Annotated in this window: 20 protein-coding genes; 9 read left to right on the plus strand and 11 right to left on the minus strand. The window is 60.0% G+C overall.

The genetic code is table 11. From position 1 onward, the window contains the following. Positions 1 to 89 precede the first annotated feature (89 nt). The 9 genes from VJ464_05405 to VJ464_05445 form a co-directional block, all read right to left on the minus strand. Entirely contained in the window at positions 90 to 1,079 is a 990-nt protein-coding gene (locus VJ464_05405) for a DUF2950 domain-containing protein (protein HKQ04545.1), read from the minus strand. A gap of 5 nt (positions 1,080 to 1,084) precedes the next feature. Beyond that, positions 1,085 to 2,554 (minus strand): DUF3300 domain-containing protein, encoded by a 1,470-nt coding sequence (locus VJ464_05410; protein ID HKQ04546.1) that lies wholly within the window; start codon positions 2,552 to 2,554, stop codon positions 1,085 to 1,087. Positions 2,555 to 3,640: 1,086 nt separating this feature from the next. Then, entirely contained in the window at positions 3,641 to 4,708 is a 1,068-nt protein-coding gene (gene glsA / locus VJ464_05415) for a glutaminase A (GenBank protein ID HKQ04547.1), read from the minus strand. Between the two features lie 62 nt (positions 4,709 to 4,770). Further along, entirely contained in the window at positions 4,771 to 6,216 is a 1,446-nt protein-coding gene (locus tag VJ464_05420) for a DcaP family trimeric outer membrane transporter (GenBank protein ID HKQ04548.1), read from the minus strand. Between the two features lie 263 nt (positions 6,217 to 6,479). Then, the gene (locus tag VJ464_05425; GenBank protein HKQ04549.1) at positions 6,480 to 6,857 is read right to left on the minus strand and encodes a hypothetical protein; all 378 of its coding nucleotides are present in this window, start codon (positions 6,855 to 6,857) and stop codon (positions 6,480 to 6,482) included. Positions 6,858 to 7,138: 281 nt separating this feature from the next. Then, positions 7,139 to 7,633, minus strand: a complete 495-nt coding sequence (locus VJ464_05430) for a DUF892 family protein (protein ID HKQ04550.1) — start codon at positions 7,631 to 7,633, stop codon at positions 7,139 to 7,141. A gap of 134 nt (positions 7,634 to 7,767) precedes the next feature. Continuing rightward, on the minus strand, positions 7,768 to 8,289 hold the full coding sequence (locus VJ464_05435) for a VOC family protein (GenBank protein ID HKQ04551.1): 522 nt from the start codon (positions 8,287 to 8,289) through the stop codon (positions 7,768 to 7,770). A 307-nt stretch (positions 8,290 to 8,596) separates the two neighbouring features. Beyond that, positions 8,597 to 8,998 carry a hypothetical protein gene (locus tag VJ464_05440; protein HKQ04552.1) on the minus strand — a complete coding sequence of 134 codons (402 nt, stop codon included), beginning with the start codon at positions 8,996 to 8,998 and terminating at the stop codon, positions 8,597 to 8,599. A 349-nt stretch (positions 8,999 to 9,347) separates the two neighbouring features. After that, positions 9,348 to 10,412 (minus strand): OmpA family protein, encoded by a 1,065-nt coding sequence (locus VJ464_05445; GenBank protein ID HKQ04553.1) that lies wholly within the window; start codon positions 10,410 to 10,412, stop codon positions 9,348 to 9,350. 590 nt (positions 10,413 to 11,002) lie between these two features. On the opposite strand from VJ464_05445, the gene VJ464_05450 reads away from it, so the two are divergent. The 6 genes from VJ464_05450 to VJ464_05475 all read left to right on the plus strand — a co-directional run bounded on the left by VJ464_05450 (position 11,003) and on the right by VJ464_05475 (position 20,291). Next, positions 11,003 to 11,923 carry a transporter gene (locus tag VJ464_05450; GenBank protein HKQ04554.1) on the plus strand — a complete coding sequence of 307 codons (921 nt, stop codon included), beginning with the start codon at positions 11,003 to 11,005 and terminating at the stop codon, positions 11,921 to 11,923. 49 nt (positions 11,924 to 11,972) lie between these two features. Then, a complete protein-coding gene (locus VJ464_05455; GenBank protein ID HKQ04555.1) occupies positions 11,973 to 12,938 on the plus strand; it encodes a DUF4956 domain-containing protein in 966 nt (321 codons plus the stop codon). Between the two features lie 221 nt (positions 12,939 to 13,159). Next, the gene (locus VJ464_05460) at positions 13,160 to 13,606 is read left to right on the plus strand and encodes an HNH endonuclease signature motif containing protein (protein HKQ04556.1); all 447 of its coding nucleotides are present in this window, start codon (positions 13,160 to 13,162) and stop codon (positions 13,604 to 13,606) included. Between the two features lie 527 nt (positions 13,607 to 14,133). Then, entirely contained in the window at positions 14,134 to 17,094 is a 2,961-nt protein-coding gene (locus tag VJ464_05465) for a carboxypeptidase regulatory-like domain-containing protein (GenBank protein ID HKQ04557.1), read from the plus strand. Between the two features lie 266 nt (positions 17,095 to 17,360). Next, the gene (locus VJ464_05470) at positions 17,361 to 18,032 is read left to right on the plus strand and encodes a hypothetical protein (GenBank protein ID HKQ04558.1); all 672 of its coding nucleotides are present in this window, start codon (positions 17,361 to 17,363) and stop codon (positions 18,030 to 18,032) included. 42 nt (positions 18,033 to 18,074) lie between these two features. Further along, a complete protein-coding gene (locus VJ464_05475; protein ID HKQ04559.1) occupies positions 18,075 to 20,291 on the plus strand; it encodes an SPFH domain-containing protein in 2,217 nt (738 codons plus the stop codon). Between the two features lie 66 nt (positions 20,292 to 20,357). Here VJ464_05475 and VJ464_05480 read toward each other — a convergent pair whose 3' ends face one another. After that, entirely contained in the window at positions 20,358 to 20,876 is a 519-nt protein-coding gene (locus VJ464_05480; protein HKQ04560.1) for a DinB family protein, read from the minus strand. Further along, entirely contained in the window at positions 20,873 to 21,388 is a 516-nt protein-coding gene (locus VJ464_05485; protein ID HKQ04561.1) for an LEA type 2 family protein, read from the minus strand. The genes VJ464_05480 and VJ464_05485 overlap by 4 nt, the downstream gene beginning before the upstream one ends. A 902-nt stretch (positions 21,389 to 22,290) precedes the next feature. On the opposite strand from VJ464_05485, the gene VJ464_05490 reads away from it, so the two are divergent. The 3 genes from VJ464_05490 (at position 22,291) to VJ464_05500 (ending at position 26,960) form a co-directional block, all read left to right on the plus strand. Further along, positions 22,291 to 24,588 (plus strand): COR domain-containing protein, encoded by a 2,298-nt coding sequence (locus VJ464_05490; protein ID HKQ04562.1) that lies wholly within the window; start codon positions 22,291 to 22,293, stop codon positions 24,586 to 24,588. Positions 24,589 to 24,666: 78 nt separating this feature from the next. Then, positions 24,667 to 25,251 (plus strand): gluconate 2-dehydrogenase subunit 3 family protein, encoded by a 585-nt coding sequence (locus VJ464_05495; GenBank protein HKQ04563.1) that lies wholly within the window; start codon positions 24,667 to 24,669, stop codon positions 25,249 to 25,251. 23 nt (positions 25,252 to 25,274) lie between these two features. Then, positions 25,275 to 26,960 (plus strand): GMC family oxidoreductase, encoded by a 1,686-nt coding sequence (locus VJ464_05500; protein ID HKQ04564.1) that lies wholly within the window; start codon positions 25,275 to 25,277, stop codon positions 26,958 to 26,960. Positions 26,961 to 26,975 lie beyond the last annotated feature (15 nt).

A 26,975-nucleotide genomic window follows, 5' to 3' on the forward strand; every position in this document is an offset into this window, starting at 1 on the left:
TGAAATTCCGGTTCTGGTCAGCATTTCCTCATCGCGAGCGGAGCTGGATTTGCGATGAACCAATCTCCTTCGCAGGGCAGGCGCGTCGGCTACGGCTCTTTGACAGGACTCCATGTCTTGTCCGGGTTGAAGAGTTCCATCTGCTTGAAGGCGGTTGCGGTATTCGGCCCGAAGTCCTTCTCATAGACGACGCCGTCGTGACTGACCATGAAGGTCTTGACGCCGGTGACGCCATACTGGGCGGGCGCGGCCACCAGCGCGAATCCGCCGATCATGACGCCTTTGACGACAAAATCCATTCGCCCCATCGGCGCAGCAGGCCCCTGCCCTTTAAGCACCTTGAACATGTAGCCGTGGAAAGGCTGCGGCTGACCCGTGTTCGTGTAGCCCTGTTGAATGGCGCGGGCGGCATTCTCGCCTACGGGGCCGTCCCATGTGCCATCGGCGTTCTGCCAGGCCAGGCCGTCCTGTTTGCCGGGCGTGGCGATGATGCGCTGCGCGTATTCGTTGACGCCATAGCCTTCACGTTTCTTCAGCGCGTATTCATGCTGCGCCTCGACATAGCCGCGGCATATCTCAATGACATCCAGCTCGTTGCGGCCAACGCGACGGTAGAGGACTTCCTGGCGGCCTGCCTTCGAGTCGAAAGACCAATGGCCCGCCTGTCTGACGATGGGGACAGGGAATGGCCAGTTATCCTTGCCGACGTTGAGAAACGCGCGGTTTGGGAGACGGCGATTCACAACCACATTCTTCTGCTCGCGCGCCAGCGCCGCAAAAGCCGTAGCCTGTTCGCGGTCGCGGGCCGCCTCGCCGGTCGAGATAATGTCATGGCCGTCAGGGCCGAGAATCGCTTCGAGTGCGGCGACATCATACTTTTCCGCCGCGTCAATGAGCGCGTCGGCGGCCTGTTGTGGTGTCGCAAACGTCCTGGCTTTCGCCGCCGCCTTCTTCGCAACCGTCTGTCCCGCCGCGACCAGCGCCAGCAGACACAGAAGGGTGATCAGGCTTCCGGCCCACAGGAGCCTTGAAAGAGCCGAATTCCGAGTTGACGATTTCATGTTGGTTCTCCGGTTCATGTTCGTTACCTCCTGCGGCCGCCGCCGCCGCCTCTGGACCCACCCCCACCTCTCGACATGCCGCCGCCGCCGCGCGAGCCGCCGAAGCTGGAAGAACCGCGGCTGCTGCTGGCCCGCGCGCTTGAGCCGCTGAAGCCGCCGCCGCCGCCGAAGGCGCTGCGACTGCCGCCGCCGGAGCTGCGCGAAAGGTCACGGCTGCCGACGCGATCACCACCGCCGGATCGGCTACCCAGACCGCCACTACTGGAAGAGCGGTCACTCACGCCGGGGCGGTCACTGCCACGGCCTGAACTGCTGCGGTCAGTCATGCCCGCCGTGCGCGAACGGTCACTGGCCCCGCTTGTGCGCGACCGATCACCGGCCCCGCTTGTGCGCGAGCGGTCACTGACGCCTGCGCCAGCATTGCTGCGATCACCGCCGCGACTGCGGTCTGTGCGGTCACCTGCGATACCAGAGCGCGGGCCGTTATCTGTTCCGCCGAGGCGGCTGCGGTCGCTCACGCCCGGGCGTGAGCTGCTGAGGTTGCCGCCTTGCCGCCCGATCTGCTGCCGCGCATTTGACTGACGATTGCTCAGCGAATCGCCGCGCGCCGTGCCGCCATAGCGATTCGCCACCCTCTGGTTGGCGTAGGGAGCGCCGCCGCGGTGTGTCGGGTTGTGCTGCCATCGGTTACCATTGCCGATGTTGTTGCGGTTGCCGCCGTTGATGTTGCTGTTGCGGATGAAGTTATTATTGTTGTTGATGTTGATATTGTTGCCGCCCCAGCCGCAGTTCCATCCCCAACCGCCGCCGCCCCACGCCGCGCCCATCGCCCAGCCGACGCCGAACGAGATGGCGCTTGCGGCGACGATGCCCGCGGGGTATGACGGGTAGTAGATCGGCGGGTAGGGATAAACCGGCGGGCCATAGACGTAGGTCGGATCATAAGACGGCACATAGACCACCTGCGGGTCCGACTGTTCGATGACGATGACCGACTTGCTCTCAACCACCTGCGTCTCGACCTTCTGCTGCGGAGTGGTTTGCAGCGCGCCGGTGCCCTGCGCCTTCTGGCGCATCCGTTGAATGGCGTCCATCACGTCGCTCTGCTGCGCGAGGAAGGCGTTGCCGAGGTCGGTGGTCCATTGAAGATCATCGGCCAGCCGCTTGACGACATCCGGCAGCACCGCCATGGCCTGAATGCTGGGGTCCCAGGGCTGTTTCGCCGCCGCGTCCGCCAGCGCCTTCTCCTTCAGCCCTTTGTTTTTATCCAACCACTGCTGAAGCTGGACGATTTCCAGCGGATAAGTCGAGGCTACGAGCGTCTGGCTGAGCAGCGGGTCGGGGTAGAGCGCGATGGGGGCAACCAGCGAATCGAGCTGGTCGGGCGGAATCAGTGCCGCGTCCTGAGTCGCCACGTTTGTCGCCACGTTGACCGCCGGGGTCGCCGGCAGCGGCGCGCTCTTGGCGCAGCAGATTTGCCCCGGCGTCAGCAAAGCTGCGCATAAAATTGCGACCGAGTACCGGATGAATGCTCTAGAACCTGATCGAGTGCTTCCTCGTTTCATCTTGAACCTCCTTATGATTCCCGCCGGGCTGCTTCTCCGCCCGCCCGGGCCGCATCCTCAACGTGGCGAAGGATGCGCGATCCTGCGGCACTGTGACGCGCCTTGATGGTTGCGCTGCGCGGGTCGCGGGCGAAGTGGCCGGCGCGGAATCACGCAGCCAGTTTTTGCCCGGAAATATCATGTCGATTACTAAAATCGCCGCCACAACGAATGCGCGTCGCATAGTATCCTCTCGTCTAGCTCTCGACCAGCGAGGGCTCGACCGTTATCCACCTGTCCATTTCATATCCTCGTAGAACGGGGGGGCACCTGGAGACTTAGGCGACGGCTGATGCCCGTTCTCATCGCTGCTCGGCGTCGAAGGCGGCTGTACGCTGCGCCCGACTCTGCTGGCGAGGCCGTTGCCGGGGCCGTTTAACTGTGCCCCAGCTACATTGTATGGAGTGTCAACCCGAGTCAGTAACTGTCAGAATTAACAGCTAGACCAGAAAGAATTGACTAGAGCGGTTTTCAATCGGGTATGGCAAACGCAATCGCAAATCGCTCCGGTGCGGTCAGTATTTTGTTGAGCGGCGCCACTGGCGCGCGCTTTTTCCGACGCCCTCATCTGCGGCCTGGCTGCGACGGTGGGGGCTCCCGATGCCCCCGCAGGGGCCTTTGGCTTGGCATCGGGAGCCGTGGAGGGAACAGCCCCAGTAAGACGCGACTCTAAAGTGGTCACGCGTTCCTGGAGATTTCGAGTGAGCTGCAACAGCTCGAAGCACTCGCTGTCGGTGAGGGACGCTGTGTCGTTCGCGGATTCGGTCGCGCAGCCAGCTTCGACGGGCGCTCGATGGTCGGCGGTCGCCGGCTGAGCCAGGCCGAGCGCGGGGATCATTGGCGATATGAAAAAAAAGGCGGCACCGAGCAACGACCGTTGATGCCGCCCCGAGGGTTCGCGCAATGACAGACAATCGATTGCCATTTCAGTCTTCATTCCCGGAATCGGGATTTGTCCTCTGAACTGGTAACGGGTCAAGGTTGAACCGTCCTTTTCATACCCACCGGACGCGGAGAGAACACATTGTAATCCAGCTTACTGACGATGTACTCAATGACCTTCTGCGCTTTGACGCTGTTGCCGGCTTCGTCCAGCCGCGGCGCGAAGCCGGCGATGGCGCCCTTGCCGGGGATCACCGCGACGATGCCGCCGCCGACGCCGCTCTTGGCCGGCAAGCCGAGGCGCCAGGTCCAGCCGCCTGAAGCGTCATAAAGCCCCATCATCGTCGAAAGAATGTAGGGAATGTCCTGGCGCTTGATTACCTGCTCGCCCGTCCTGGGATTGACGCCGTTGTTCGCCAGCGTCGCGCCCATGCGCGCCAACTGCTCGGCGTTCACCCCGACCGAGCATTGCCTGGTGTACACGTCGACCGACTCGAAGGGATCGGCGTAGATGCGCTCGTACTTGGCCAGCAGCATCGCCAGCGCCTTGCTGCCGGCGTTGGTCGCCGCTTCCGACTTGTAGACATCCTCGATGAGCGACAGGTTGTCGCCGGCGGCTCGGCAATAGAAGGCGAGTATCTTGTTCCACTTCTCGTCGGCGTTCTTGCCGGAGATCAAACTGGTCGTGGCGATGGCACCGGCATTAACCAGCGCATTGCCGATGTGCGTCGGCATGTCGACGACGGCCAGCGCCGAGTTGAAGGCGCGGCCCGTCGGCTCAGAGCCGACCCGATGAATGACCTTGTCAGAGCCGAGCTCTTCTATCGCCAGGGCAAGCGTGAAGACCTTCGAGATCGATTGGATGGGGAAGGCGTAATTCACGTCGCCGAGCGTGAAAACCTGGTTGTCGGTCGTCACCACGGCGATGCCAAACAGCCTGGAATCAACCTGCGCGAGGTAAGGGATGTAGTCGGCGTTCTTGCCGCTCGTATCGCTCTTGAACTTTTCGTAAGCCTCGCGCACCGCCATCTCAACCCGGTCGCGTCGGGGAGCGACCGGGTTGATTTTTTGCCCCGGCGTGGAAAGCGGGGCAAAGGCGGAATTCACCGCGATGAGCAACGCCACCAGAAGCCTGTTTGTGCGCCTTCTTGTTGCTGACATGATGCTGCCTCGTGAGCCCTGTCTATTGACTCAACAGGTCGCTCGCCGTTTACTCGCTGGCTTCAAAAGCTGAAGGCTTTCGCAAAGTTGTATTTGAACGAGAACTGGATGCGGTAATCGTTCGCGGCGAAGCCGTCGCTAAAGTTTTCGCGCCGGCCATACTGAAACTCGCCGCCCACCATGACGTTGTCGTAGGGGTAGAAGAGCAGGTTGCCGAGCGCATAGTGACCGCGATGATAGGCATTGGCCGCTTGCCCGTCGGAGTTCTCAATGTTGATCATCGAATAGCCGAGGGCGCTGCTGAAGCGCTTGCTCCAGGTGTGATCCAGGAACGTTGATAGGCCAAACACCGGCAGGGCGACGCCTTTAATAGGCCGCGTTGGGTCCAACGGGTTGAGCCGCTTGATACCGATGTCAACCGGCGCGTCATTCATGTAGTTTTCAATCCCTTCACCATAAGTAACCTGGAAGCGGCCGACGTCGTTCTTGCCAAATTTGGGGGCTGAGCTGACAGAGACTCCCCAGCCGACGGCGCTGCCGCTGAAATCAAACTGGTCGTTGGTTATGTCTACCCATCTGATCCTTCTGACGATTCCAGCCAACTGCACATGTCCCCAGTCGCGCGTGAAGCGCACGTTACCTGTGAGATCGGGCAAGTCGAACTTGGGCCGGATGCCTTGTAACTCGATGCGGTCTGCGAACACCCCCTGATCGCCGCTGGCACCCGGACGCTCGAGGGCGAGGGTCACGGAGTTGTTGCCTTTGAGCGGCATCCAACGAAGCTGTATGTTGCGGAACCAGACCAACCCGTTCGGGCCCCAGTATTCGAGCGAGTTCGGGTAAGCATCGGTGTCCCCGAAGACGGTCCAGTACTGACCGGCGCCGAAGTGCCCCAGTTCGCCATAGGCGTGGCGCAGGCGGAAGGTCGTTTGCCCCGCATCAACGCCGCTGCCGAATAGCTCAAACTCGAAGGTCGTCTTTAACTCGCCCAGCGGGGTCGCCGTGGTTGATTTGACCCCCAGGCGACTCTGCCTGACGCCGAAATAGGTCTTGCCATCGGGGGCGAACTCATCTTTGAAGGATGGCAACTTTGTGATACGAAGCGTGTCGAACCAATCGGGATGGATCTGTTTGAACTCGTAGCCCATGTCGAGCATTGCGAATCCGTAAACCTGAAAGCTGTTCTCCGTTCCCTTATCCTGGCCTTTATTGCTGTTATTGCTGTTTGCCGGGGGCGGCTCGGTTGCCGGCGGGGTGACCGGCGGAGTGGGCCTGGCAACGGCGGGGGCGATATGTGGCTGCTCAATCTCGGATAATTGCGATTTTAACTCCTGAACGGTTTGCTCCAACTGCTTGAGCCGGTCTTTTAGTTGTTGAACTTCCTCGCTCGCCTTTTGCGGTTCCTGGGTCTGTGCGGCGACCGATTGCACCGCGAATGCCAGCAGCGCAATGATCGTAAAGGTGCCGCCAGCTAATAACACACTGCGCAATAGACGAGCTAATTCCATACTTCCTCCCTGGGTGCCATCCGCTAGATGGCTCGAAATCATCGGGGATGAGTGTAAGGTGATCGCGCAAGACGCGTAACTGTCAAAACTGACAGGCGGCGCCTGAAAATAACCGGGGATGATGGGCGGGATTAAATCGCTCACATTTGTGCGGGGATCAGCGAACGAAAAAAACCGACGCCAGCTCTCGCTCAGATGTTGCACGAGAGATGATGTCGGTTTTTCGTTCGCTGGCTCTTCAGCCGTTAAAGGACGGGGATTTCTTATGACGCGTCCGGTACGCCCGTTGAATCGAAGACAAGCACTTTGCTGCTGAACACCAGCCGCTTCAGGACTCTTGTGTTGTCGGGCAAGCTAGACATCTCAATCTTGCGGTCCGGACTTTTTTCAAGAACGAGCCGGGCCGGAGCTGTGGCTACGGTCTTTCCTCCTTTAATGAAACTGACCTCTACGACAGGCCCGTCCCCAGTCCAAGCGACGTGGTAGAGGCCGGGTTTCAACACCACATTGCCGACCATTATTGGATACTCGAAGCTGATCTCTTTACTGGTGGCGAACGCCGGTGCGGCGAGCGTCAGTAGCGACGAAAGCATCGCCGACAGCACCAGCGACAACAGTATTACTCTATGTTTCGTTCTCACGTAATTTTCCTCCTTGAAGTCTCGTTTCAGGCCAATCGACAGACGCCTGGCAAGATCGCTCTTGTCAATCAAGGCATCTTTTGTTCTGACTCATGACTATGGTATTCGGTCGCCGGGCGGAGCATAACTGGAAGTTTTGACAGGGCGAGGAAAAAGCGACCGTGTGCAGGCGAGATGCGATATCTAAAACGCCGCGGATAACCGATTAGGTCGCGCCGTGGGGGATTGCACGGCACGACCTAATCGGTTGACTGGCTCAGGTGGGTTCGTTGGAGGCACAGCTAAGCTGTGGCCTTCATGACTGCCCGGCGTATCTGAGTGAGACGCCGTAGTCGCTCGGCGAAGGCGAATTTCTCTGCAAGGCAACTCTCAAGCAGTGCGCCAACACTATAATGGCCTGTTGCATCGGCTGCCGCGATGAGCGCCATATACTCACCGATGCGAAGATGTAACAGAGCATTGGTCCTGGCCAGGATGAACAGATGCCTCGCGTCTACCGGCTGTATCTCACCGAGTTGCGCGCGGAAGTTTTCAACAAACATCTCCAACATGCGTCCGTTGAGCAACACAGGCTTCTCGCCGATGAGCTTGAAGCTGGCGCTGAACGTCTCGGTAATTTTGTCGGATAGGAAGACTCGCGCTTCGAGAGCCTCCTGGATGTCCCGATCCTGGACGAAGGGAACTAGTTCTTGGAAGAACTGGTTGGCCCTCTCCGCACCCTGCCACAAATCGCTAAGCAGCAGGACGAAGAGTTCCTTCGAGTTACTGACCTTCATTTTCCCCTCCTTTCGTTAGGCCACCTGAACCAGTCAAAGCTCGAACCCCTGGCTGGTCTGCGTGCGCTTGCCGCCTCGCCTCATCGGCTTTCAAAGCGCCGAAGGCTTCGAGGGCGGCGACACGGATAAGCTTTTCAATTGTGCGGCACGTCCGCATAATAGCCCTCTCTGATTTTCGGTTTGAGATAGGTGTATTCAAGATAGTGGCCGAGCACCGCCCGCGCGTCGGCCAGGATCACGCGCTCGACGTTCGGGATGAAGGCGTCAAAGGCGATGGGGATGCCGTTGGCGGCGAGCGCCGCGGCGATCCGCTGGATGTCCGCTTCGCCGTTCATCATGAATCCGAAATGGTGGTGGCGGATGGCGAAGCCTTCGGCGGGAAGCAAGTCGCGGTAGATGTCGTCGTCGCCGCTCAGCGGATGAATCAACTCGATCTGTAGCGGCCCGGCAAAGGCATGCGCCTGGTCCATCAACATCGCCGGCATGCCGGGCAGCGATGAGGTGCGGCGCGAGATGCGAAACTTGCTGACCCCGTAGCGTTCGGCAAATTCCTGCGTGGCCCGATCTATGTTCGTCGTGACGTAGCCGATATGGTATGGCTCAGACAGGGACAAGTACAGGGATGGCGGTGGCATCGAGAATTGCTCTCTCTTCATTCTCTGCTCTCCCCTTCGCAGGCGTTTCGCGGCAGCCCGCGTGTAGGTGACGGTTGCCCGTCTCGGCATCTCGTCCTGTTCTTCGAATACCCACATCGTTGTCGCGTACCTTTCCTAGCCCGGCCAACTCCTCCTGAAATGACTGCCCTACTATTGAGCCTATCGAGATTGGCGCAGGCGTGGAACTGTCACTATTGACAGACGGCACGAGTGAGAGGGGACGGCGGCGACAAGGCGGGCGTCCGCCCGTCGCGCGCGGGCCGTGGGCGTGGCGCCGCGTGCTCGGCCAGGGGACTGGCCCTGCGGCCTACGCCGCTTCGCGACTTCCGGGGGTGGTCAGCGCCGGCCCTTGCTTGAGCGCCAGCAGCTCGGCCAGTGGCCCGGCCAACGACCTGACGGCGGCGGGCCGGTTGATGCGAATGTAGCGCAGCAGCATGCCGAGGTCGGATGGGGTCAGATCGTCAAAGCCGGCCGCGGCGATGCCGATGATGAATAGTGTCGAGCCGACTTGCACACCGTGCCGCGCCAATCCGTTCAGCAATCGCCGCCGCCACACCTGGCGGGTGGCTTCGTCGAGCGTTGAGAAAGCGCTCTGCACTTGATGGCGCAGGTCGTCGGGGGTAAGCAAGTGTGCGGCAACCGGCGCCTGCGGCAAGGGCAGGCTGTCGTACACCACCGGGCATGTGAGGACGTGTCTCTTTTTCAGCATGGGGCACCTCCGGGCGAAGGCGGCGCCGGCAGCTCGAAGTCATCGGCTAGCGGTTCCGGCACCTCCGCCCGTGTCGTTGCGCGAATGGTCACGGTCGGTTCATTTCCGTGATTGTCATTTCTGCTGGGCTAGCGATCCGTCGCGTCCGGGCAATCGGAGCAGCAGCGTCGTTGCGCTGTGCATTAGAGGAGACCGGGTACTGAAGGGGGTCAGTACTCGATCTCCTGGGGGAGCGACGTCAAGCATGCACGGGACGGCCATTGACATGCGGGCTTTACGTCAATGGTTAAGATCGGGATCATTCCTATGGCCCAGGGCACCCGATCTCCTGGTCGCCCAACAGCCCACCTCACTTGCTAGAGGCTGAGACCGGCTCCTTGGCGGCCAGCCCCTTGCTGACGAGCAGCTTCACTTCGGCGCGGCGGTTCTGCATGCGTCCGGCGCGCGTCTTGTTGTCGGCGATGGGGTTCGTCTCGCCGCCGCCATACGGGTCGACAATGCGACGCGGCGCGACGCTGCCTTTGGCAATCAGATAGTTTCTGACGGCCTCGGCACGCGCCTCACTCAGCCGGTAGTTGGCCGACGTCGCGCCTTCGGCAGAAGCAAAGGCAGCCACTTCGACGACGTAGCCTCTGGAGGCAAGCACCTTCGACGCAAACTCGTCGAGCTGGGCCTTGGCCTCCTTGGTCAGCACGGCGCTGCCGGCCTTGAAAGTCACGGTCAGCGCTTCGGCGGTGTCAAAATCGTCAATCGCCGCGATCTTCTCGTGGGCGCTGACGGCGATTTGACGCGCCGAGGCGGCATCGGTCTTGGCCGCGTCAGCCGTGCTCTGCGCCTGATCCGCACTGGACTGCGCCTTATCGGCACTGTCCTGCGCCGCCTTCGCGGCGTCCCTCGCGCCGGTTGCGACGGTGGTCGTCTCGTCTAACTGCCCCGCCATGCGGTCCTGTTCTTTCTCTATAGGGACGGCGCGGGCGTCAACGGCCATCGCGGCTTTGAGGGCGGTGTCATGGAAGCGGATCCACTTGGCGACCAGTTCGCCCGCCTCGTTGCCTTTTCCTTTAACTTCCAGCGTCAGGCCGATCAGCAGCGCGCCCTGGTTGTGGGTCTTGGCGCCGCGGAAGACGCCTCTGCGGTGCGTCGTGATGTCGGTCGCGTTGTCGATATGCACGACGGTTTCGGCCCCGGCCATGTCACAGACGGTGATGGTGTTTTCGCTCGCCTTAGTCACATTGCCCTTGATCCTGACCGATTGGCCATTGGGAATGGCGCGGACGCTGGTGCCCTTTGTCACCCTGCGTGGGCGCACTGCGTTGGCTTGGTCATCCTGCCCGAAAACGACTTGGGCGGAAACCGCCAACAAGATGCCCAGGAGCATCGTGTAGAAGAATGTGTGTCTTGTCTTTTCGATCATATGAGTAACCCTTTTTCCTTTCTTCCAGATCTTCCAATCCCGGTACGGTTCACCGAGCTTTGCCTCGCAACCCTCGCACTGATCTCCAGGTCAAATCAGTGCCGTTCAGATGGCGCTTGCTTGGCCATCCTAGAAAAATTCTAAGACCGGCCTCGGGGGGTGAATACTGTTACAAGTGACAGGATTGCGAAGAAACAAGTGACAGGGTTGCAATCAGCCAGGCACCACGTCGCGGCGCGCGCATCGCCCCGTGACGCAAGCGGCAAGCATGCGCCTCGCGGCGCGGCTGTCAGTTTTTTCACCGACCCCTGTGAATACTGACAGTATCTCTTCGATCAGGGCCTCTTTAGACTTTCTTCAGGAGTTATGCAGTTGAGCGTGGAAGAATCTGCCGACTGCCTACCTTCCCCTGGTGGGGATTGCAGATTCCAACTGCCTAACTCCTCTATCACTCCGGACGCTTGAATATAAGAGGACGCTTGAACGCCACCGGACGGTTTGCGGGCCGCGCGGGCGACCGCCGCAAGCCGCTTCAGCTCACGACGCTGTAGACCGTTGCGGGCCCGCAGCAAGGAAACAGAGGAGAGGCCATGAGATATGTAACAGGCAGGGCGCTCAATCTCGGCGGCTGCGTCATTGCGGTGATGCTGCTGATGCTGTCGACTGCCGCGGCTCAGAACCGCGGGCAGTACATCCTCGGGACCACCGGTCTCAACTCAGGCGTGCAGCCACGCCCGGGCTTGAGCTATACCAACATCTTCACGCTTAACACCGGCGGCCAGCTCGTTGACGCGGGCGGCCAGGAGCTTGCCGGCCTGCGCACTCCCGGCCTCGCCGTCGATCAGAACATCTTCGCCTACACGACCGGCTTCAAGATTTTCGGCGGCAGCTATGGCGTCAAGCTGGACGTCCCGATGGCTGACGGCGCGATTGCGATGAGCCGCCCCGGCGCGCGCTCGGTGGCCCCGGCGCTGTCGGATATTTATATCGAGCCCTTCAATATTGGATGGCACCTGCTGACCGCCGACCTGCGGGTGGCCTATGGGTTCTTCGCCCCGACGGGGGCAAACCGTGTCACCTCGGATTACTGGGGGCATGACATCACGGCAGCCGCCACCGTCTATTTAAATGAGAAGAAATCAACCTCCTTTTCTTTGAACGCCATCCTCGAGCTGCACCAGAAGAAGCGCCATCAGGATGTCCGGGTGGGGAACAGCCTGAACGTGGAGTATGGCGTTGGCTCTGTCGTCCCTGTGGGCAAAGAGGCAAAGACCTTTCTGCGTCTGGGGGTCGTCGGCTACCTCCAGTGGCAGCTCGCCAGGGACAGTGGCCCGAACATCCCCGTGCGTACCGACAACCCGCGCGACCAGGTCTTCGCCGTCGGGCCAGAGGTCGGCGTGACCGTCTCGCCGTGGAAGGCCAATCTCTTGTTCCGCTACGGCAAAGAGGTCTATGTCCGCAACCGCGGTCAAGGCCAAACCTTCGCCGTCAGCTTTTCAAAATACTTCTAAGGGTGTTGCCGGTCAGGGCGAGTAAATCAAGGCAAAACGGAGGGGCGCTATGTCCAACGGTGATCACAATGCCGCAGGAATGGTAAGGCACAACCGGCTGACTTCAGCCGCGATTGAGACACGCCGGAACGGCGGCCCTGGCGGGACCGTTCCGGCAGCCACCCCTTCGACCAGGCCGCGCGGGCCGAGCCGGTTCTCGCGACTCTTCCACCACCCGGCGCTGCGCCTGGGCGTCTGCCTGATCGGTCTGATCTTAGCGCTGCTCGTCCCTAGCCGGTTGCTGGGCCAGGACCACAGCTCCCTCTTATCGAATATGTTTGAAGGCAAGTCAGAGGAGGTTCAAGTCGTCGGCTGGGTTCAAAAGGTCATGACGATGAGCTTCCGGCTGGCGCTCGCCGCCTTGCTCGCCACCTTGCTGGCGTTCCGCCCGCGCCGCGCGCTACCCATTTCCCACCGCGACCCGTACGTAACACAAACCCACATCCTGCTCGCCGTGGTGGCGGCGGCGCTCATGATGATTGTCGCAGACAATGCGGTGCGCGCCTTCGGGATATTCGCGGCGGCGTCGCTGGTTCGCTTTCGCACCAACATTCGCGACCCGAAAGAGATCACCGTGTTGCTGATCAACCTGGGCATCGGCCTGGCCGCGGGCGTCGGCCACTGGGACCTCGCCATTGGGCTGAGCCTGTTCGTCTTCCTCCTGCTTCAGCTGCTTGAGCATTTTGAATCGGAGCAGGCGCTGCGGGCCATGGAGCTGAGGGTGAAGACGCACCACGTCGACGCGACAGACCAGGCGCTCAGAGAGATGTTCGAGAGGAATCATCTGAAGGTCGAGGTCCGCACGCTCAACCTGGAAGACCCAAAACATCCCCTGGGAAAGATCGTCTACCGTATAGACGTGAGCCCGGCCTTCAGCACCGACCAGTGGGCCGAAGAGATACTGGCATCGGACCCCTTGAATATCGATAGCATTGAATGGCATCAGAAGAAGATGTCTTCTTATGTCTATCGCTAGTCGGTCGAAGGCGGCCAATCCGGCAGCGGCGATCATGTTCAGCGCCCGACTCCGAGTCGGCACCGCCGGCAGCGTTACGCCATGCAACGGCAAGCCGGGGTGCGACAGTTATGGCGACGCTGCTTTGTGGTGACGCTTCGATGAGTGGAACGCCCCGGCGTGGTCGCCGCGCCGGGGCAACGGATGAGGCTGACACCATGTCCGGCTTAATGAGTGTCAAAATGTTTTGTTTGCTTCTGGGCTTCTCGTTCTGCCCCGTGGCGCTGGCGCAAGACGGGCGGCGCGCCCTGCCCGACCACGGGCTGACCCCTGGCGACGCCGCCGAAGTGACGGCAGCCGATATTTGTAAGGTTGAATACGAGAATCCCGACAGCAATGTGCCGACCGTCTTGAAGCATCGGGTGTATAGCCGGTATCGCGTGAGTCGGTACGAGGTCGGATATAATGTTGATCACCTGGTGCCGGTGAAGCTGGGGGGGACGAATTCGATAGAGAATCTCTGGCCGCAGCCGCTTTCGGGCGAATGGGGCTGGCATAGAAAAAACACGCTTGAGCAGAGGTTGCGTAAGCTGGTTTGCAGTGGGAGCTTGCGCCTTGAACAAGCGCAGCAAGAGATCGCAACGGATTGGATCAGCGCCTACAGAAAGTATGTCGGCGAGCCCCGGTAGAGAGAACCCAATTAGTCATGACCGGCCGGCGGTTGCCGCCTCAGAGGGGGGTCCGCTACTACGCAAACAACAACCGCTTTCCGACACGAATCGTTCCACGAAAATGACAGCTATTGAAAACCACGCCCGGTAGCCTTCGCAGAAGGCGCTGAGTTCCAGACCACACCTGAAAATGCAGCCCGCTTGAATTCAACATCACTGATGATTCCTTTCATAAGGTGATGTTGTCCATTCCGCCGTTTTCAACGGCTTCATAGTCGTGCCTGAAAAACTGTTCCGATGAGCCAAAAGTAGACTTCAAATGGCTACTTTTTATTTTCGCTGGGCATGACTCAGAGTTACAACCGCTTGAATTTTTCGGCGCGGTGGCATATAACCGCGAATGCCCACTCAATCAGCCGGGTTCTGATCTGCGCTATTTTCCAATTGAATAAAAACGAACAAGCGGGCGGGCGTAGGGAGCAAGAAGCCTGCCACAGAGTCGTGTGCCGCTCAACACCCTATCAGGTCAACACAAGGAGAGTCCCATGAGAACCAAACGCGCTTTACGTATGCTTCGCCACCCGGCATTGCCACTGGCCCTGGCGCTGCTGGCGCTGCTCCTGCCCATGACGGCGCGGGCGCAATCGCAAGCCACAACCGGTGTCATCGAAGGCATCGTCTATGACCAGAACACCGCCGTCGTCGCCGGCGCCACGGTCACCGTCAAGAATAAAGACACAGGCTTTGAGCGCACGGCGACGACCGACGACAACGGTCGCTTCCGCGCCGTGCTGCTGCCGCTCGGCACCTACAGCCTCGACGCGCAGAAGCAGGGCTTCACCCGTGTCGTCCGCGAGAACATCGAATTGGCCGTCGGCCAGACGCTCAACTTCAACCTGACAATGCAACCGGCGGGCACCAGCGAATCGGTCACCGTCACCAGCGAAGCGCCCATCGTCGAGACGACGCGCGCCGAGCAATCGACGCTCGTCGACAAGCGCTCGGTCGAGAACCTGCCGATCAATGGGCGCGACTTCACAGGCTTCATCAAGCTGGCGCCGACCGTCTCTATCGTGCAAGGCCCGGACGGCGCAGAGATCACCATCAACGGCCAGAAGGGCATTCAGAACAACATCTCGATTGACGGCTCGGACGCCAACAATCCCTTCTTCGGCGAACAGCGCGGCGGCCAGCGCCCGCAGTTCACCATCTCGCTCGAAGCCGTCAAAGAATTTCAAGTCGTCTCCGACGGCGGCTCAGCGGAATTTGGCCGCTCGTCGGGCGGCTTCATCAACGTCGTCACCAAGTCGGGCACCAACGCCTTTCACGGCTCGGGCTTCGGCTTCTACCGCGCCGAAAAGCTAACCGCGCAGAACCCCGACGCCGTGAAAGCGCAGTTACCGACGGACGACTTTCGCCAGTACCAGTTTGGCGGCAGCTTCGGCGGCCCCATCAAACGCGACCGCGCCTTCTTCTTCGTCGCCTATGACCAGAACGCCGGCAACAGCAAAAAGCCGAACCGCATTGACCCGGTGCTGGCCAACATCTTCGCGACGCGCTTCAATGACCCGAACGAGCAAGGCGTCATCGAGCGCACCAACGACGCCAACGCCCTGATCGGCAAGCTGGACTGGAACGTCAACGCCAAGAATTTGCTGACCGTGCGCCACAACTACAGCCGCGCCGAGCAGGTCAACGGCACCTTCGACGTGCCGACCTGGGGGACGAGCGCCAACGGCCGCGAGACCGACAACTCGAACGCTTTCATCTCGCAACTGGTGACGACCTTCTCGCCGTCGCTGTTGAACGAGTTCCGCTTCCAGTACGCGCGCGAAAACCGCCCGCGCTTTTACGACGGGCCGGACCTGCCCGACGTCGCCATCGCCGGCAACGACCCGGTGACCGGCGAGTTCACCGCCTTCCGATTCGGTCGCCCGTTCTTTTTGCCTGTGCCCGAAACCGACACGCGTTTGCAGTTCACAGACAACTTCTCTGTGCTGCGCGGCGCGCACTCGTTCAAGTTCGGTTTCGATTTCAACCGCACGCACACCAGCCAGACCTTTATCGGTTTTGGCCGCGGGCGCTACATCTTCGGCTCGGTGCAGGGATTTCAGAACTACCTGAACAACCCGGCGAACTCAAGCGACCTGTTGCTCTACTTACAATTCGCCCCCTTAGGCGGGCGCACCGTCGAAGAGGCGGGCACGCAAGCGTTCACGCAGATCGAGCCGGAATTCTACGTGCAGGACAAGTGGCAGCCGCGCTCGAACCTCTCCATCAGCTACGGCCTGCGCTACTACGCGCAGATCGAAGACCAGCCGATCCTGCCGTTAGACCAGCGCCGCTATGGCCAGTTTGTCGGCACGGCGGGCTTCCCTTCCGACGGCACGATTCCTTCAGAGAAGCGCGGCTGGCAGCCAAGGTTGGGCGTCTCTTGGGACCCGACCGGCAGCGGCAAGACGGTGATTCGTCTGAACGCCGGCATCTTCTACGCGCGCATACCTGGACTGGTGCTTGCGGGCGCGCGCAACACGGACGGCTCGATTGCCGGCAACATCTTCACGTGCTGCGGCCTGCCTTTCTTGCCGACGCCGCCGGCGAACCTCGGCATCTATACGAACACGGCGTTCTTCTCGCCATTCAACCCGGACGTGACCGTGTTCGACCAGAACTTCCGCAACCCGCGGACGCTGCAATGGGGCGCTTCAATCGAGCACGAGGTCGCCAAAGACCTGACGCTGACGTTCGGCTTCAACTACGCGAACTCGGTCCATCTGACGACCTTCATCAACCGCAACATCCCGGCCTTCATCGGCCACACGGCAGCGGATGGGCGCAGGCTGTTTGACGGCCCGCAGCCGTTCGCCAAGGCAGACGGTTCGGGCATCGGCGCGCTCAAAGACACAGATTCGTCGGGCCGCTCGCTCTACCGCGGCTTCGTCTTTTCGGCCAACAAACGCTTCAGCAACCGCTTTCAGTTCCAGGTCAATTATGTGCTGAGCTGGGACTATTCGAACGACGACAACGAGCGCGACCCGTTCACGTTCCGCTACGCCGACGTGACCAATTTCAAGCCGGAGTACGGCTTTTCGGACCGCGACCAGCGCCACCGCTTCAACGCCTTCGGGGTGTTCGATATCCCGTATCACTTCATCCTGACGGCGATCTTCCAGGCGCGCTCGGCGCAGCCCGATTCCATATTGCTGCCGAACGACGCCAACGGCGATGGCAACACGCTCGACCGCCCGTTTGTCGGAGGCAGTGATATCGGGCGCAACACCATCCGCAAGCACAATCAGTTTTACTCGTTCGACTTTCGCTTCAGCCGTGTATTTAAGCTCGGCGAGCACGCCCAGCTTGAGCCGATTGTCGAAGTCTTCAACCTGTTCAACAACACCAACCTGATCTCTGTGCCGCGCCCGCTGTTGTTCAACTTTGACGGCACGGTGCGCTCAGGGTTTGGCGATCCGCGCCAGGCACAGCTCGGCCTGAAGCTGCGCTTCTAAAGAAGGCAAAAGGCAAAAGGCAAAAGGCAAAAGGTCGGCAGAGGAGTCAATAGATAGGATCGTTCGCTCCCGTCACCCACGTTTGCCTATCTTTTCAATCCGGCTCCGCCACTTTTGCCTTTTGCCTTTTGCCTTTTGCCTTGCGTCGCTCCTGCCGTTTGTCAGATTATCCTTGACCGTCGCGTCCTGCACGCTCACACTGAAAGCGCACCGCAGCCGAGTTACACTGATTGCCCCCGCGCCGGTGCCGCTCAGGGTGCAACACCATGTTTTTCATTCTGATTATTTTTGTGATTGCCTTTGCGGGAGCGGCGGCGCTAGCCTTCGCGGTCTACCGCCAGGGCCGCGCGCTGCCGGGCCGCGCGGCGCAAGCCGAACTGCCGCGCCAGCCGGTGCTGCTCTTTGCCGACGAGTCGAATGAGACCGATTCACCGGCGCCGCCGCCTGCGCCCGACGCTTCATTGATTGAGCGCGCACGGCAAGGCGACTTGAACACCCTGCGGGAAGCGCGCCACGAGGCGCAACTTTATCAGGACGTATTGAACACGCTGATCGATGTCTGCGAGCGTCAGGAGCGTATCGCCACGCTCGTCCGACAACTCGCAAGAAGCGACGATCTGCGCGCCAACGTCCGCTTGGCCGAGCAGGTCATCAAGGCGTGGCAAGCGGCGCCGGATCGTCGCTCGACCGTTGACATGCTGCACATCGCCGGGCTCGCCGATGATGCCAGGACCTATCGCCGGGCGGTGAATCTGGCCATCGAGGCATTCCAGAATGGCCGGCTCGCCGGCTTTTCGGCGGACGAATTGCTCGCGCTGCTTGAAAGCCAGTTCTGGCTGCTCAACACCGAGGCGCAGCGCGGCGGCGACGGCTTCACTTTGAAACAGAGACTGGCGGAAGCGCGCCGCGAGCTGGCTGCGGCCGCTTCCGCAAAGTAGCCGGAACCACATAAACACTTTGCCAGCTTGTGAGGTTCGATTATGAAAATTGACGCAAACCTTCTGCCCTGGATCATCCTCGGCGTCATCGCCTTCATCATCCTGCTGACCATCTTGCGGCGCATCTTCGTCAACGTCGGCGCCCGCGAGATCGCCATCAAAGAGCGCCGCTACTTTGGCCGGCGCATGCCGCCCGGTCGCGTCGTCGCCACCGAAGGCGAGGTCGGCATTCAGGCCGATGTGCTCAAGCCCGGCCTGCACCTGATCAAGTGGCCTTTCGAGAAGGTCGTGCGCAAAGTGCCGCTGATCGAGATCGGCTCCGACGAGATGGGTATCATCGAAGCCGTTGACGGCGAGCCGAACCCGCCCGGTAGAATTTTCGCGCCTGACCGGGCGCAGAACGCGCACAACAACTTTCAGGACCCGATTGCCTTCATCAAACAGGGCGGCGTCAAAGGCATCCAACTGCGCACGCTGCCGCCGGGCCTGTGGCCGATTCACCCTTACCTGTTCCGCGTCTCGGTCGCCAAAGCGACCGTCATCCCGCAGGGCAAGGTCGGCATCGTCACGACTGCCGACGGCGCGCCGCTCGATGGAGGCCGGCTGCTCGGCAAGGCGATCAAGGGCCACCGCAACTTTCAGGACGCCGAGCTGTACATCGCTTCCGGCGGCCACAAAGGCCCGCAGGTCGAAATCCTCACGCCCGGCACCTACCGCATTCTCACCGACTCGGTGCCGCTCGAAGGCGGGCAGGAGCGCAAGCTCGGCCTGTTCTTCATCCGCCTCTATGACGCGACGGTGATCAGCGAAAACCAGATCGGCCTGGTCGAAGCCCTGGACGGCGCGCCGCTCAACCCGCGCGATTACGTCGCCGCGCCGGTCGAAGGCCACGACAATTTCCAGGACGGCAACCAGTTCATCAATGCCGGCGGCCAGCGCGGCCCGCAGAAAGACATCCTGCTGCCCGGCACTTACTACATCAACCCGATGCAGTTCAAAGTCATTCCTGAGACGGCCAAGGAAGTGAAACCCGGCGAAGTCGCCGTCATCGTCTCGAACGTCGGCAAAGATCCCGGCGAAGACGTGCGCCGCGCCATGGCCGCTAAGATTCGTGAGCGATTGGAGCGCGAAGAGGCCGAGCACATCAATCAGGCGGCAGCGCGTCTCGACAAGCTCGACGATGAAGACCGCACGGTTGCAGAGATCAAGCAGGAGTTGGCAGCTGTAGACCCGGCGGATCGGCGTCTCGATCAAGGCGCGCACGAAGCCTACGTCGTACCGGACGGCTATCGCGGCATTCAGGAATCGGTCGTCGGGCCGGGCCGCTACTACGTCAACACGCTGGCGGTGACGCCCATCGTCATCCCGACCACCAACCAGACCGTCGAGTGGACGGCGGGCGAAATGACCAACACCTTCAACCCGTTCGAGGTGATCTCGAAGGACGGCTTTACGATGCAGCTCGAAGTGCGCGTCGTCTTCCGCGTCAAGCCCGAAGACGCGCCCTTCATGGTCGCCAAGATCGGCTCAATCGAAAAGCTGATTCAGAACGTCATGCACCCGCTGATCGATTCGATCTTCCGTAACCAGGCGTCCGAGTCTTCGGCGATGGCCTATCTGCAAAACCGCCACGAAGAGCAGGAGCGCGCCGAGGCTCGCGTCCGCGCCCACCTGTTGAAGTATCACGTTGACGTGGTGAACGTTTTGATTTGCCACATCCGCTTGCCCGAAGAGTTGATGAAGACGCAGACCGAGAAGATTCTGGCCGAGCAGAAGCAGAGCATGTTCAATGCCCAGCGCGAGGCCGAAGACAGGCGCATTCAACTGGAAAAGACCAAGGCGCACGCCGACAATCAGCGCGACCTGATGGCGGCAACCGTCGGCGTCGAAATCAGTGGCAAGCGCGCCGAGCAGCGCAAGGCCGAAGCCGATGGCGAGGCGCATTACATTCTGGCGACGGGCCGCGCCGAGGCCGAAAAGGTGCGGCTGATGGGTGAAGCGCAGGGCGTCGCTTACGCCGAGCAGGTGAACGCCATCGGCCCGCAGGGCGTGGCGATGGTCGAAGCCTTAAGAGTCATCGGCGAAAAGGGTGTGCGCATCACGCCGGACGTGCTGGCGTCGGGCGGCGACAGCGATGGCACAGGCAACATCGGCACGCTGCTGTTGTTGAACCTCTTCCGCGAGCGCTTGCAGGTCGGCGACGGCACGGACGACAAAGCCGCTAGCAACGGTGGATTGCAAGCGATGGCCAAACGGTAAGCGCGCAGTGTGGCGCAAGCTGTTAGCTTGCGCCACATCCAGACGATTCGCGCCGTCGGCTGCCGATCAGGTGGCCGGCGGCGTTTTGATTTCGTAGAGCTGCGCTGTCGTGACCGCAACGCCCAACAGCTTGAGGTAGAAGAAGAGCTGGTGCTTGTGATTGATGAAGTGCTCAAGGTTGGTGAGCAGAATCGTCAGCGCGGCCTCGCCCGCTGGAACAAAAACTGTAGGCCAGCGGCGCGCCAGGTCTGCATCATCGAGTGTGGCGAAGCCTTCGCGGAGATGCGCCAGGTAATCGCTCAAGCGCGCGGCGGCTTCTTCGACACCGCAGCGATGATTGACCGGCAGGCCGCGCAGTCGCTCGAAACCGGCAAGCTCCTGCGGCTTGAAACGGTAAAGCGCGGCACAGAACCCGGCGGCGGCTTCGAGCAGATGACCGAGCAGTTGATTCAAGCGAAAGGTGTTGGCCGCCGGCTGCCATTCGAGCTGATCGGCGGGGACGATGGCTACCAGAGCGATGGCCAGCTCGAACTGCTGCTCGATCTTTTCAAACAGCAGCGATGTAAGCGCCGTGGTATCGCTCATGGCTTGCCGAAGAGTTTCTCTTTCAGCTTGCCCGGCAGCCCCAGAGCCATGTCGCCAATAGGCAAGGTGCCGCTGAACGACGTCTGCATCTTGCGTGTGAAGAGGCCCAGCAGCGGCACATCGAATTCGACGGCCAGCTCATAATTCAAATTCAGCCCATCGGCAATCGTGCGCCAGGTGACGCCGGGCAGCGCCGCCAGATTCACCGTCAGCGGCAGGTCTACGGTGACAGAAGATTCGGCGGGCACGTTGATGGCTTCGTCGTGATGGCCTTCGGCGGCGTCGTGATCGTTCAGCTTGAGCCGGTAGCTCGCCCCTTTGATGATGAATGCCTGGCCGGGATTTTCTATCTCAATCGTCACCATCGTGTCGGCGACCAGACTGGTCACGTCGAGGTGCTTGAGGGCGATGCCCTTCAGCTTAATTGCCGGCTGTTTGTCTGCGGCGCGCGCCACGCCGGCTAACGCCAGGATCAGCAATAATGCGCCGGAGATTTTCAGTTTCAACAGCATAAGCTAACGGCTTTAGTTCCTGTTTACCCAACCCAGTATAGCACGATTATGACTGAGAGCCGCCTGCTAGACTTCGCCATTCGGAAGTGATATAGCTTACCCGGCACATAGGTTGAAAGCTTATGGCAGACACACAATCGATTCAGGAAAAAGCTCGCGAGATTATCGAGCGCGCCCGACGAGAGCAAAGTAAGGAGCTCGAACTTGCAGACTATTGGTTGGGAGGCAAATTGGAGGAGATTCCCGATGAGATTTTTGATCTTCATCATCTGGAGACTCTGAGTCTATATGGTCAGAACATCCGCGAGGTGCCGGAGCGGATTCGCGAGCTGGCGAATTTAAAGCAATTGAATCTTATCGGGAACCCTATTGAGAAAGTTCCTGATATTCCAGGGCTGGCCTTGGACTGGAACGGCTACCTGCGATGCCGAAAAAATTTGTCACGCCAGAATGTGACCTGGATTTGGATAGGTATTGATGACAAGCCATCTCTAGCTATTGAGCCACAGCTTCAACGGGAGCTGGCTCTCCTGCCAAATCTGCGCAATCTTTCTCTCATTCCATACAATTTCTTGGAGGGCAAGATCTATAGACCAGCGCGAGAAATACTTGACCTCATCGATCATCTCGGCCAGTTTCACCTCCTTGAAACCTTGGGGTTCTACAAGGTCGCACTTAAAGATATGCCTGCCGGAATCCGCAACTTGAAGAGCCTGCAAGAGCTCTCTATTTCAGAAGCAGGAATTGGGGAAGTTCCTGATTGGTTAGGGGAGCTTCGTCATCTCCGTTACCTCGGTCTTTCGAGGAATGATCTCAGAACTCTTCCAGCTTCGTTAGCAAATCTATCTGAACTCGAATCAATCGATCTGAGCAATAACCGATTCACGGAGATTCCAGAAGTCGTGTTTCAAATAAGGAACTTGCGCGGCCTGAGCCTTTTCCGTTTCAAAGATAGCAGAAGCTCCATCAAGCAAGTTCCTGCCAAAATTCTACAACTGCAAAAGCTTGAGCACTTCAGCGTATCCGGCCAGCCTATCGAGACACCGCCGCTGGAGGTTGTTAACAAAGGCGTTGAGGCAATCAAGAACTATTGGCGTCAGCAGCAAGAAACCGGCATCGATTACCTGTGCGAAGCGAAGCTGATCATCTTGGGAGAGGCCGGCGCCGGAAAGACGACGATTGCCAAGAAGATCAAGAACCCCGACTACCAACTGGAGTCGCAGGAGCCTTCGACCGAAGGCATTGACGTGATCCGCTGGAGCTTCCCAGCCGCCATCCGCGTCAAGCGAGATGCCGGAGAGGAACTGCACCAGACGGACTTCAAGGTCAACATCTGGGATTTCGGCGGGCAGGAGATTTATCACTCTACCCACCAGTTCTTCCTCACCCGCCGCTCGCTTTACGTCCTGGTGGCGGACGACCGCAAGGAAGACACAGACTTCAATTACTGGTTGCACGCGGTCGAGCTGCTCAGCGACCGCAGCCCGCTGCTGATCGTTCAGAACGAAAAGCAGGACCGCCAGCGCGACATAGACATCGGGAACCTGCGCGCCCGCTTCCCGAACTTGCGCGATGCCTTCCGCACCAACCTGGCGACCAAACGCGGCCTCGTTGAACTTGAGCGTGCAATCCGACAAGAGCTGGAACGCCTGTCGCACATCGGCACGCCGCTGCCTAAGACCTGGGCGCAAGTCCGAACCGCTTTGGAAAACGACCCGCGCAACTACATCAGTCTCGACGAGTACCTGGCGATCTGTCAGGAGAACGGCTTCAAGAGGCGCGACGACAAGCTGCAACTGAGCGGCTACCTGCACGACCTCGGCATCTGCCTGCACTTCCAGGACGACCCGGTGCTGAAGAATACCATCATCCTCAAGCCGAAGTGGGGCACGGATGCCGTGTACAGCGTGCTCGACGACCGCACGGTGCTGAACAACCGCGGGCGGTTCGGCCCGGATGATCTGGCGAGGATATGGTCTGACGAACAGTACGCCTCCATGCGGGACGAGCTGTTGCGCCTGATGATGCGCTTTCAGCTCTGTTACCAGTTACCGGACACCGAAGCCTACATCGCCCCGCAACTGCTCTCGCCGACCCGCTCGGCTTACGAATGGGATAACCGGGACGGGCTGGTTGTGCGCTACGATTACGACTTCATGCCGAAGGGCATCCTCACCCGCTTCATCGTGGCGGTCAATCACCTGATCGCCGACCAGAGCCTCGTCTGGAAGTCTGGAGTCATCCTGGCACGTGAAGGCGCGCGCGCCGAGGTAATCGAAGACTACCCGCGGCGCAAGATCACTGTGCGGGTCAATGGCGCGGACTCGCGCGGCTTACTGGCGATTGTGGATGATCAATTGGAGCGGATTCACGCCGCTTTCCGCCGCCTGAAATACGACAAGTTCTTACCCTGCAACTGTGAGGTCTGCCAGACGCGCGACGAGCCGTTCGCCTACCCGCTGAGTGAGCTGAAGGACTTTGCGGCGCAGGGCGACAAAATCCAATGCCGTGTCAGTCGGAAGCTCGTTGACGCCGGCTACCTGATCCGAGACGTGCTGCCTTCGGCGGCTCGTTCATTCCGGGAATTCGCGGGCCAGCCGCTCGGCTTTCGTCACGAGACCGGCCCGCCTGTGGAGCCCGCGCCGCGCAAGGAAGTCTTCGTCTCTTATGCGTGGACAGAAGAGAGCACGGCCATCGTTGACCAACTCCAGACAGCCTTTAAGGGGCGTGATATCGTTCTCGTCCGCGACAAAAACAATATGCAGTACAAAGATTCCATCCGTGATTTCATGCGGCGCATCGGTCGCGGCAAAGGCATCGTCGTCGTGCTATCGAAGAACTACCTGGAGTCCAAAAGCTGTATGTTCGAGATGACCGAGATCGCCGAACGCGGCGACATCCGTGACCGTGTATTCCCAATCGTGCTCGAAGACGCAAAGATTCACCATGCCATTGATCGCTTGCGCTACATTAAGTTCTGGGAGCAGCAAAGGGAAGAGCTCGATGCCGAGATGAAGGAAGTGAGCGGCGAGTATCTTCAGGGCATCCGTGAAGAGCTCGATCTCTTTGCCAAGATCCGCAACACCATCGCGCACATCGTCGACACCCTCAGCGATATGAACGCGTTGACGCCCGAGCAACATCAGGGAGCAAACTTTGGCTCGCTCTTGCAAGCACTGGAAGCTCGGCTGGCGGACTAAGAGTCCGCTTGACGCCCCCTGCCCGATTAATTGACTTCGCCTGCGGAAGTGGATAGACTCGCTTGCCGCAAACCGCTTATGAATCGCAGAGACTCGCTCAAAGGGCTGGGCTTACTGGTCGGGGGAAATCTATTGGCCCCCTCGCTGCTCGCCAGCTTTTTACAAACCGCCACCGCGATCAAAGAAGGAAAAGAAAAATGGCAGCCGCGCTTGCTCTCTGCCGAGCAGGCCGCGCTGCTGCCGGAACTGGTCGAAGTCATCATCCCCACGACCGATACGCCGGGGGCGAAAGCGGCGCTGGTTCATGTCTTTGTTGATCTGTACGCCGCCGACTGTTATCCGAAGGCGCAGCAGGAACTCTTCCTCAAGGGGTTGGACACGCTCGACGACGTGAGCCGCAAGCAAGCGGGCCGCGCCTTTTTGAAATTATCCGCAGCCGAGCGGCTCGGCCTGCTCAAACAGTTGGAGAAGGCGAGCTGGGAAAGCAATGAAGCGGTCGAACAGTCCTTCGTTCGCATGTTGAAGAACCTGACGCTGATGGGCTTTTTCTGCTCGCAGCCCGGCGCCACCAGGGCCGCCGAGTACCAGCGGTCGCCCGGCCCCTTTGAAGGTTGCACGGACCTCAAGCCCGGACAAAAAGCCGACGCGCTGCCGTTCATCTAAGCCTCGATTGGAGACGCACACTGATGTCCGCAAAAGACGCGAACACCTATGACGCCATCGTCGTCGGCTCCGGCATGTCGGGCGGCTGGGCGGCAAAGGAATTGACCGAGAGGGGCTTGAAAACCCTCGTCCTTGAACGCGGACGCCACGTCGAACATATCAAAGATTACCCGACCGCCGATAAAGACCCCTGGAATCTGCCATACGGCAACGAGCTGACCGTCAGAGATCAGGAAGAGTATTTCATTCAGAAGAAAGTCTACAACTTTAAGCAGGACACCAAGCACTTCTTCGTCAAAGACACGGATCATCCTTATCAGCAGATCAAGCCCTTCAACTGGATGCGCGGCTATCAGACTGGCGGCAAATCATTGATGTGGTCGCGCCATTGTTTCCGCTGGAGCGACCTCGACTTTGAAGCCAATGCCAGAGAAGGCATCGGCATTGACTGGCCCATACGCTACCGCGACATCGCGCCCTGGTATGACCACGTCGAAGAGTTCGTCGGCGTCAGCGGCGAGAATGCCGGTCTCGCGCAACTGCCCGACGGGCGGTTGCTGCCACCGCTGGAGATGAACTGCCTTGAGCGCCATGTGAAAGCGCGCATCGCCGATCACTACAGGGATCGCCGCATGATCGTCGCCCGCGTCGCGGTGCTGACCCGCCCGCACAATGGCCGCGGCCGCTGCCGTTCGCGCAACATGTGCGCCAGGGGTTGTCCCTACGGCGCATACTTCAGCAGCAACTCGGCGACGCTGCCGGCGGCGTCAAAGACCGGCAATATGACGCTCAGGCCCTTCTCCATCGTTCACAGCCTGATTTATGACGCCGAGAAAAAGCGCGCCACAGGCGTCCGCGTCATCGATGCCGAAACCAAAAAGACATATGAGTACTTTGCCCGGATCATCTTCCTCAACGCCGGGACGTTGAACACGACGCTGATTCTGATGAACTCGACATCGAGTCATTTCCCCGAAGGCTTCGCCAATTCCAGCGGCGTCCTCGGCCACTACCTCATGGATCATCAGGAAGCGGGCGGCGCCATCGGCGTCTACGATGGCTTTCAGGATAAGTATTACCGTGGCCGCAAGCCCAACGGCATGTACATTCCGCGTTTCCGCAATCTCATAGACAAGCGCGCGGATTACCTGCGCGGCTTCGCCTATGAAGCTTATTCGGGGCGAGAAAACTGGCAGAGAGGTTTCTCCCGGCTAGGGATGGGCGCGGATTTCAAGAACGAGATGGCGCGGCCCGGCGCGTGGTCTATGCTGCTGGTCGGTTATGGCGAGTGTCTGCCTGACGACAAAAATCGCGTCACGCTGAACAAAGACGAGCGCGACCAGTGGGGATTGCCGACGCTCAACCTGGACATGCGATACGGCGAAAACGAGTTGACCATGCGCAAAGACATGCAAGCCTCAGCCGAAGAAATGCTGGCGGTCGCCGGATTGAAGGAGATCAGATCTTTGCAGTTGGAGCCAGTCCCCGGCGGCTGCATTCATGAGATGGGCACCGCGCGCATGGGACACGACCCGAAGACCTCTGTGTTGAACCGCTTCAATCAATGCTGGGACGCACTGAACGTGTTCATCACGGATGGCTCTTGCATGGTCTCGACAGCCTGCCAGAACCCGTCGCTGACTTACATGGCGTTGACGGCGCGTGCCTGCGACTACGCCGTGCAAGAGCTGAAGCGCGGCAACCTTTAACCTCCAGCCTGAACG

The sequence above is a fragment of the Blastocatellia bacterium genome (assembly GCA_035275065.1).
In the GTDB taxonomy this organism is placed as follows: Bacteria; Acidobacteriota; Blastocatellia; order UBA7656; family UBA7656; genus DATENM01.

Bases quoted from the DNA above. Each gene is read 5' to 3' on its own strand.
- VJ464_05435 (HKQ04551.1), bottom strand. From the start codon at position 8,289: ATGAAGAGAGAGCAATTCTCGATGCCACCGCCATCCCTGTACTTGTCC.
- VJ464_05495 (HKQ04563.1), top strand. From the start codon at position 24,667: ATGAATCGCAGAGACTCGCTCAAAGGGCTGGGCTTACTGGTCGGGGGA.
- VJ464_05475 (HKQ04559.1), top strand. From the start codon at position 18,075: ATGAAAATTGACGCAAACCTTCTGCCCTGGATCATCCTCGGCGTCATC.
- VJ464_05420 (HKQ04548.1), bottom strand. From the start codon at position 6,216: ATGGAATTAGCTCGTCTATTGCGCAGTGTGTTATTAGCTGGCGGCACC.
- VJ464_05455 (HKQ04555.1), top strand. From the start codon at position 11,973: ATGTCCAACGGTGATCACAATGCCGCAGGAATGGTAAGGCACAACCGG.
- VJ464_05405 (HKQ04545.1), bottom strand. From the start codon at position 1,079: ATGAACCGGAGAACCAACATGAAATCGTCAACTCGGAATTCGGCTCTT.
- glsA (HKQ04547.1), bottom strand. From the start codon at position 4,708: ATGTCAGCAACAAGAAGGCGCACAAACAGGCTTCTGGTGGCGTTGCTC.
- VJ464_05450 (HKQ04554.1), top strand. From the start codon at position 11,003: ATGAGATATGTAACAGGCAGGGCGCTCAATCTCGGCGGCTGCGTCATT.
- VJ464_05465 (HKQ04557.1), top strand. From the start codon at position 14,134: ATGAGAACCAAACGCGCTTTACGTATGCTTCGCCACCCGGCATTGCCA.
- VJ464_05440 (HKQ04552.1), bottom strand. From the start codon at position 8,998: ATGCTGAAAAAGAGACACGTCCTCACATGCCCGGTGGTGTACGACAGC.
- VJ464_05480 (HKQ04560.1), bottom strand. From the start codon at position 20,876: ATGAGCGATACCACGGCGCTTACATCGCTGCTGTTTGAAAAGATCGAG.
- VJ464_05460 (HKQ04556.1), top strand. From the start codon at position 13,160: ATGTTTTGTTTGCTTCTGGGCTTCTCGTTCTGCCCCGTGGCGCTGGCG.
- VJ464_05500 (HKQ04564.1), top strand. From the start codon at position 25,275: ATGTCCGCAAAAGACGCGAACACCTATGACGCCATCGTCGTCGGCTCC.
- VJ464_05470 (HKQ04558.1), top strand. From the start codon at position 17,361: ATGTTTTTCATTCTGATTATTTTTGTGATTGCCTTTGCGGGAGCGGCG.
- VJ464_05430 (HKQ04550.1), bottom strand. From the start codon at position 7,633: ATGAAGGTCAGTAACTCGAAGGAACTCTTCGTCCTGCTGCTTAGCGAT.
- VJ464_05485 (HKQ04561.1), bottom strand. From the start codon at position 21,388: ATGCTGTTGAAACTGAAAATCTCCGGCGCATTATTGCTGATCCTGGCG.
- VJ464_05445 (HKQ04553.1), bottom strand. From the start codon at position 10,412: ATGATCGAAAAGACAAGACACACATTCTTCTACACGATGCTCCTGGGC.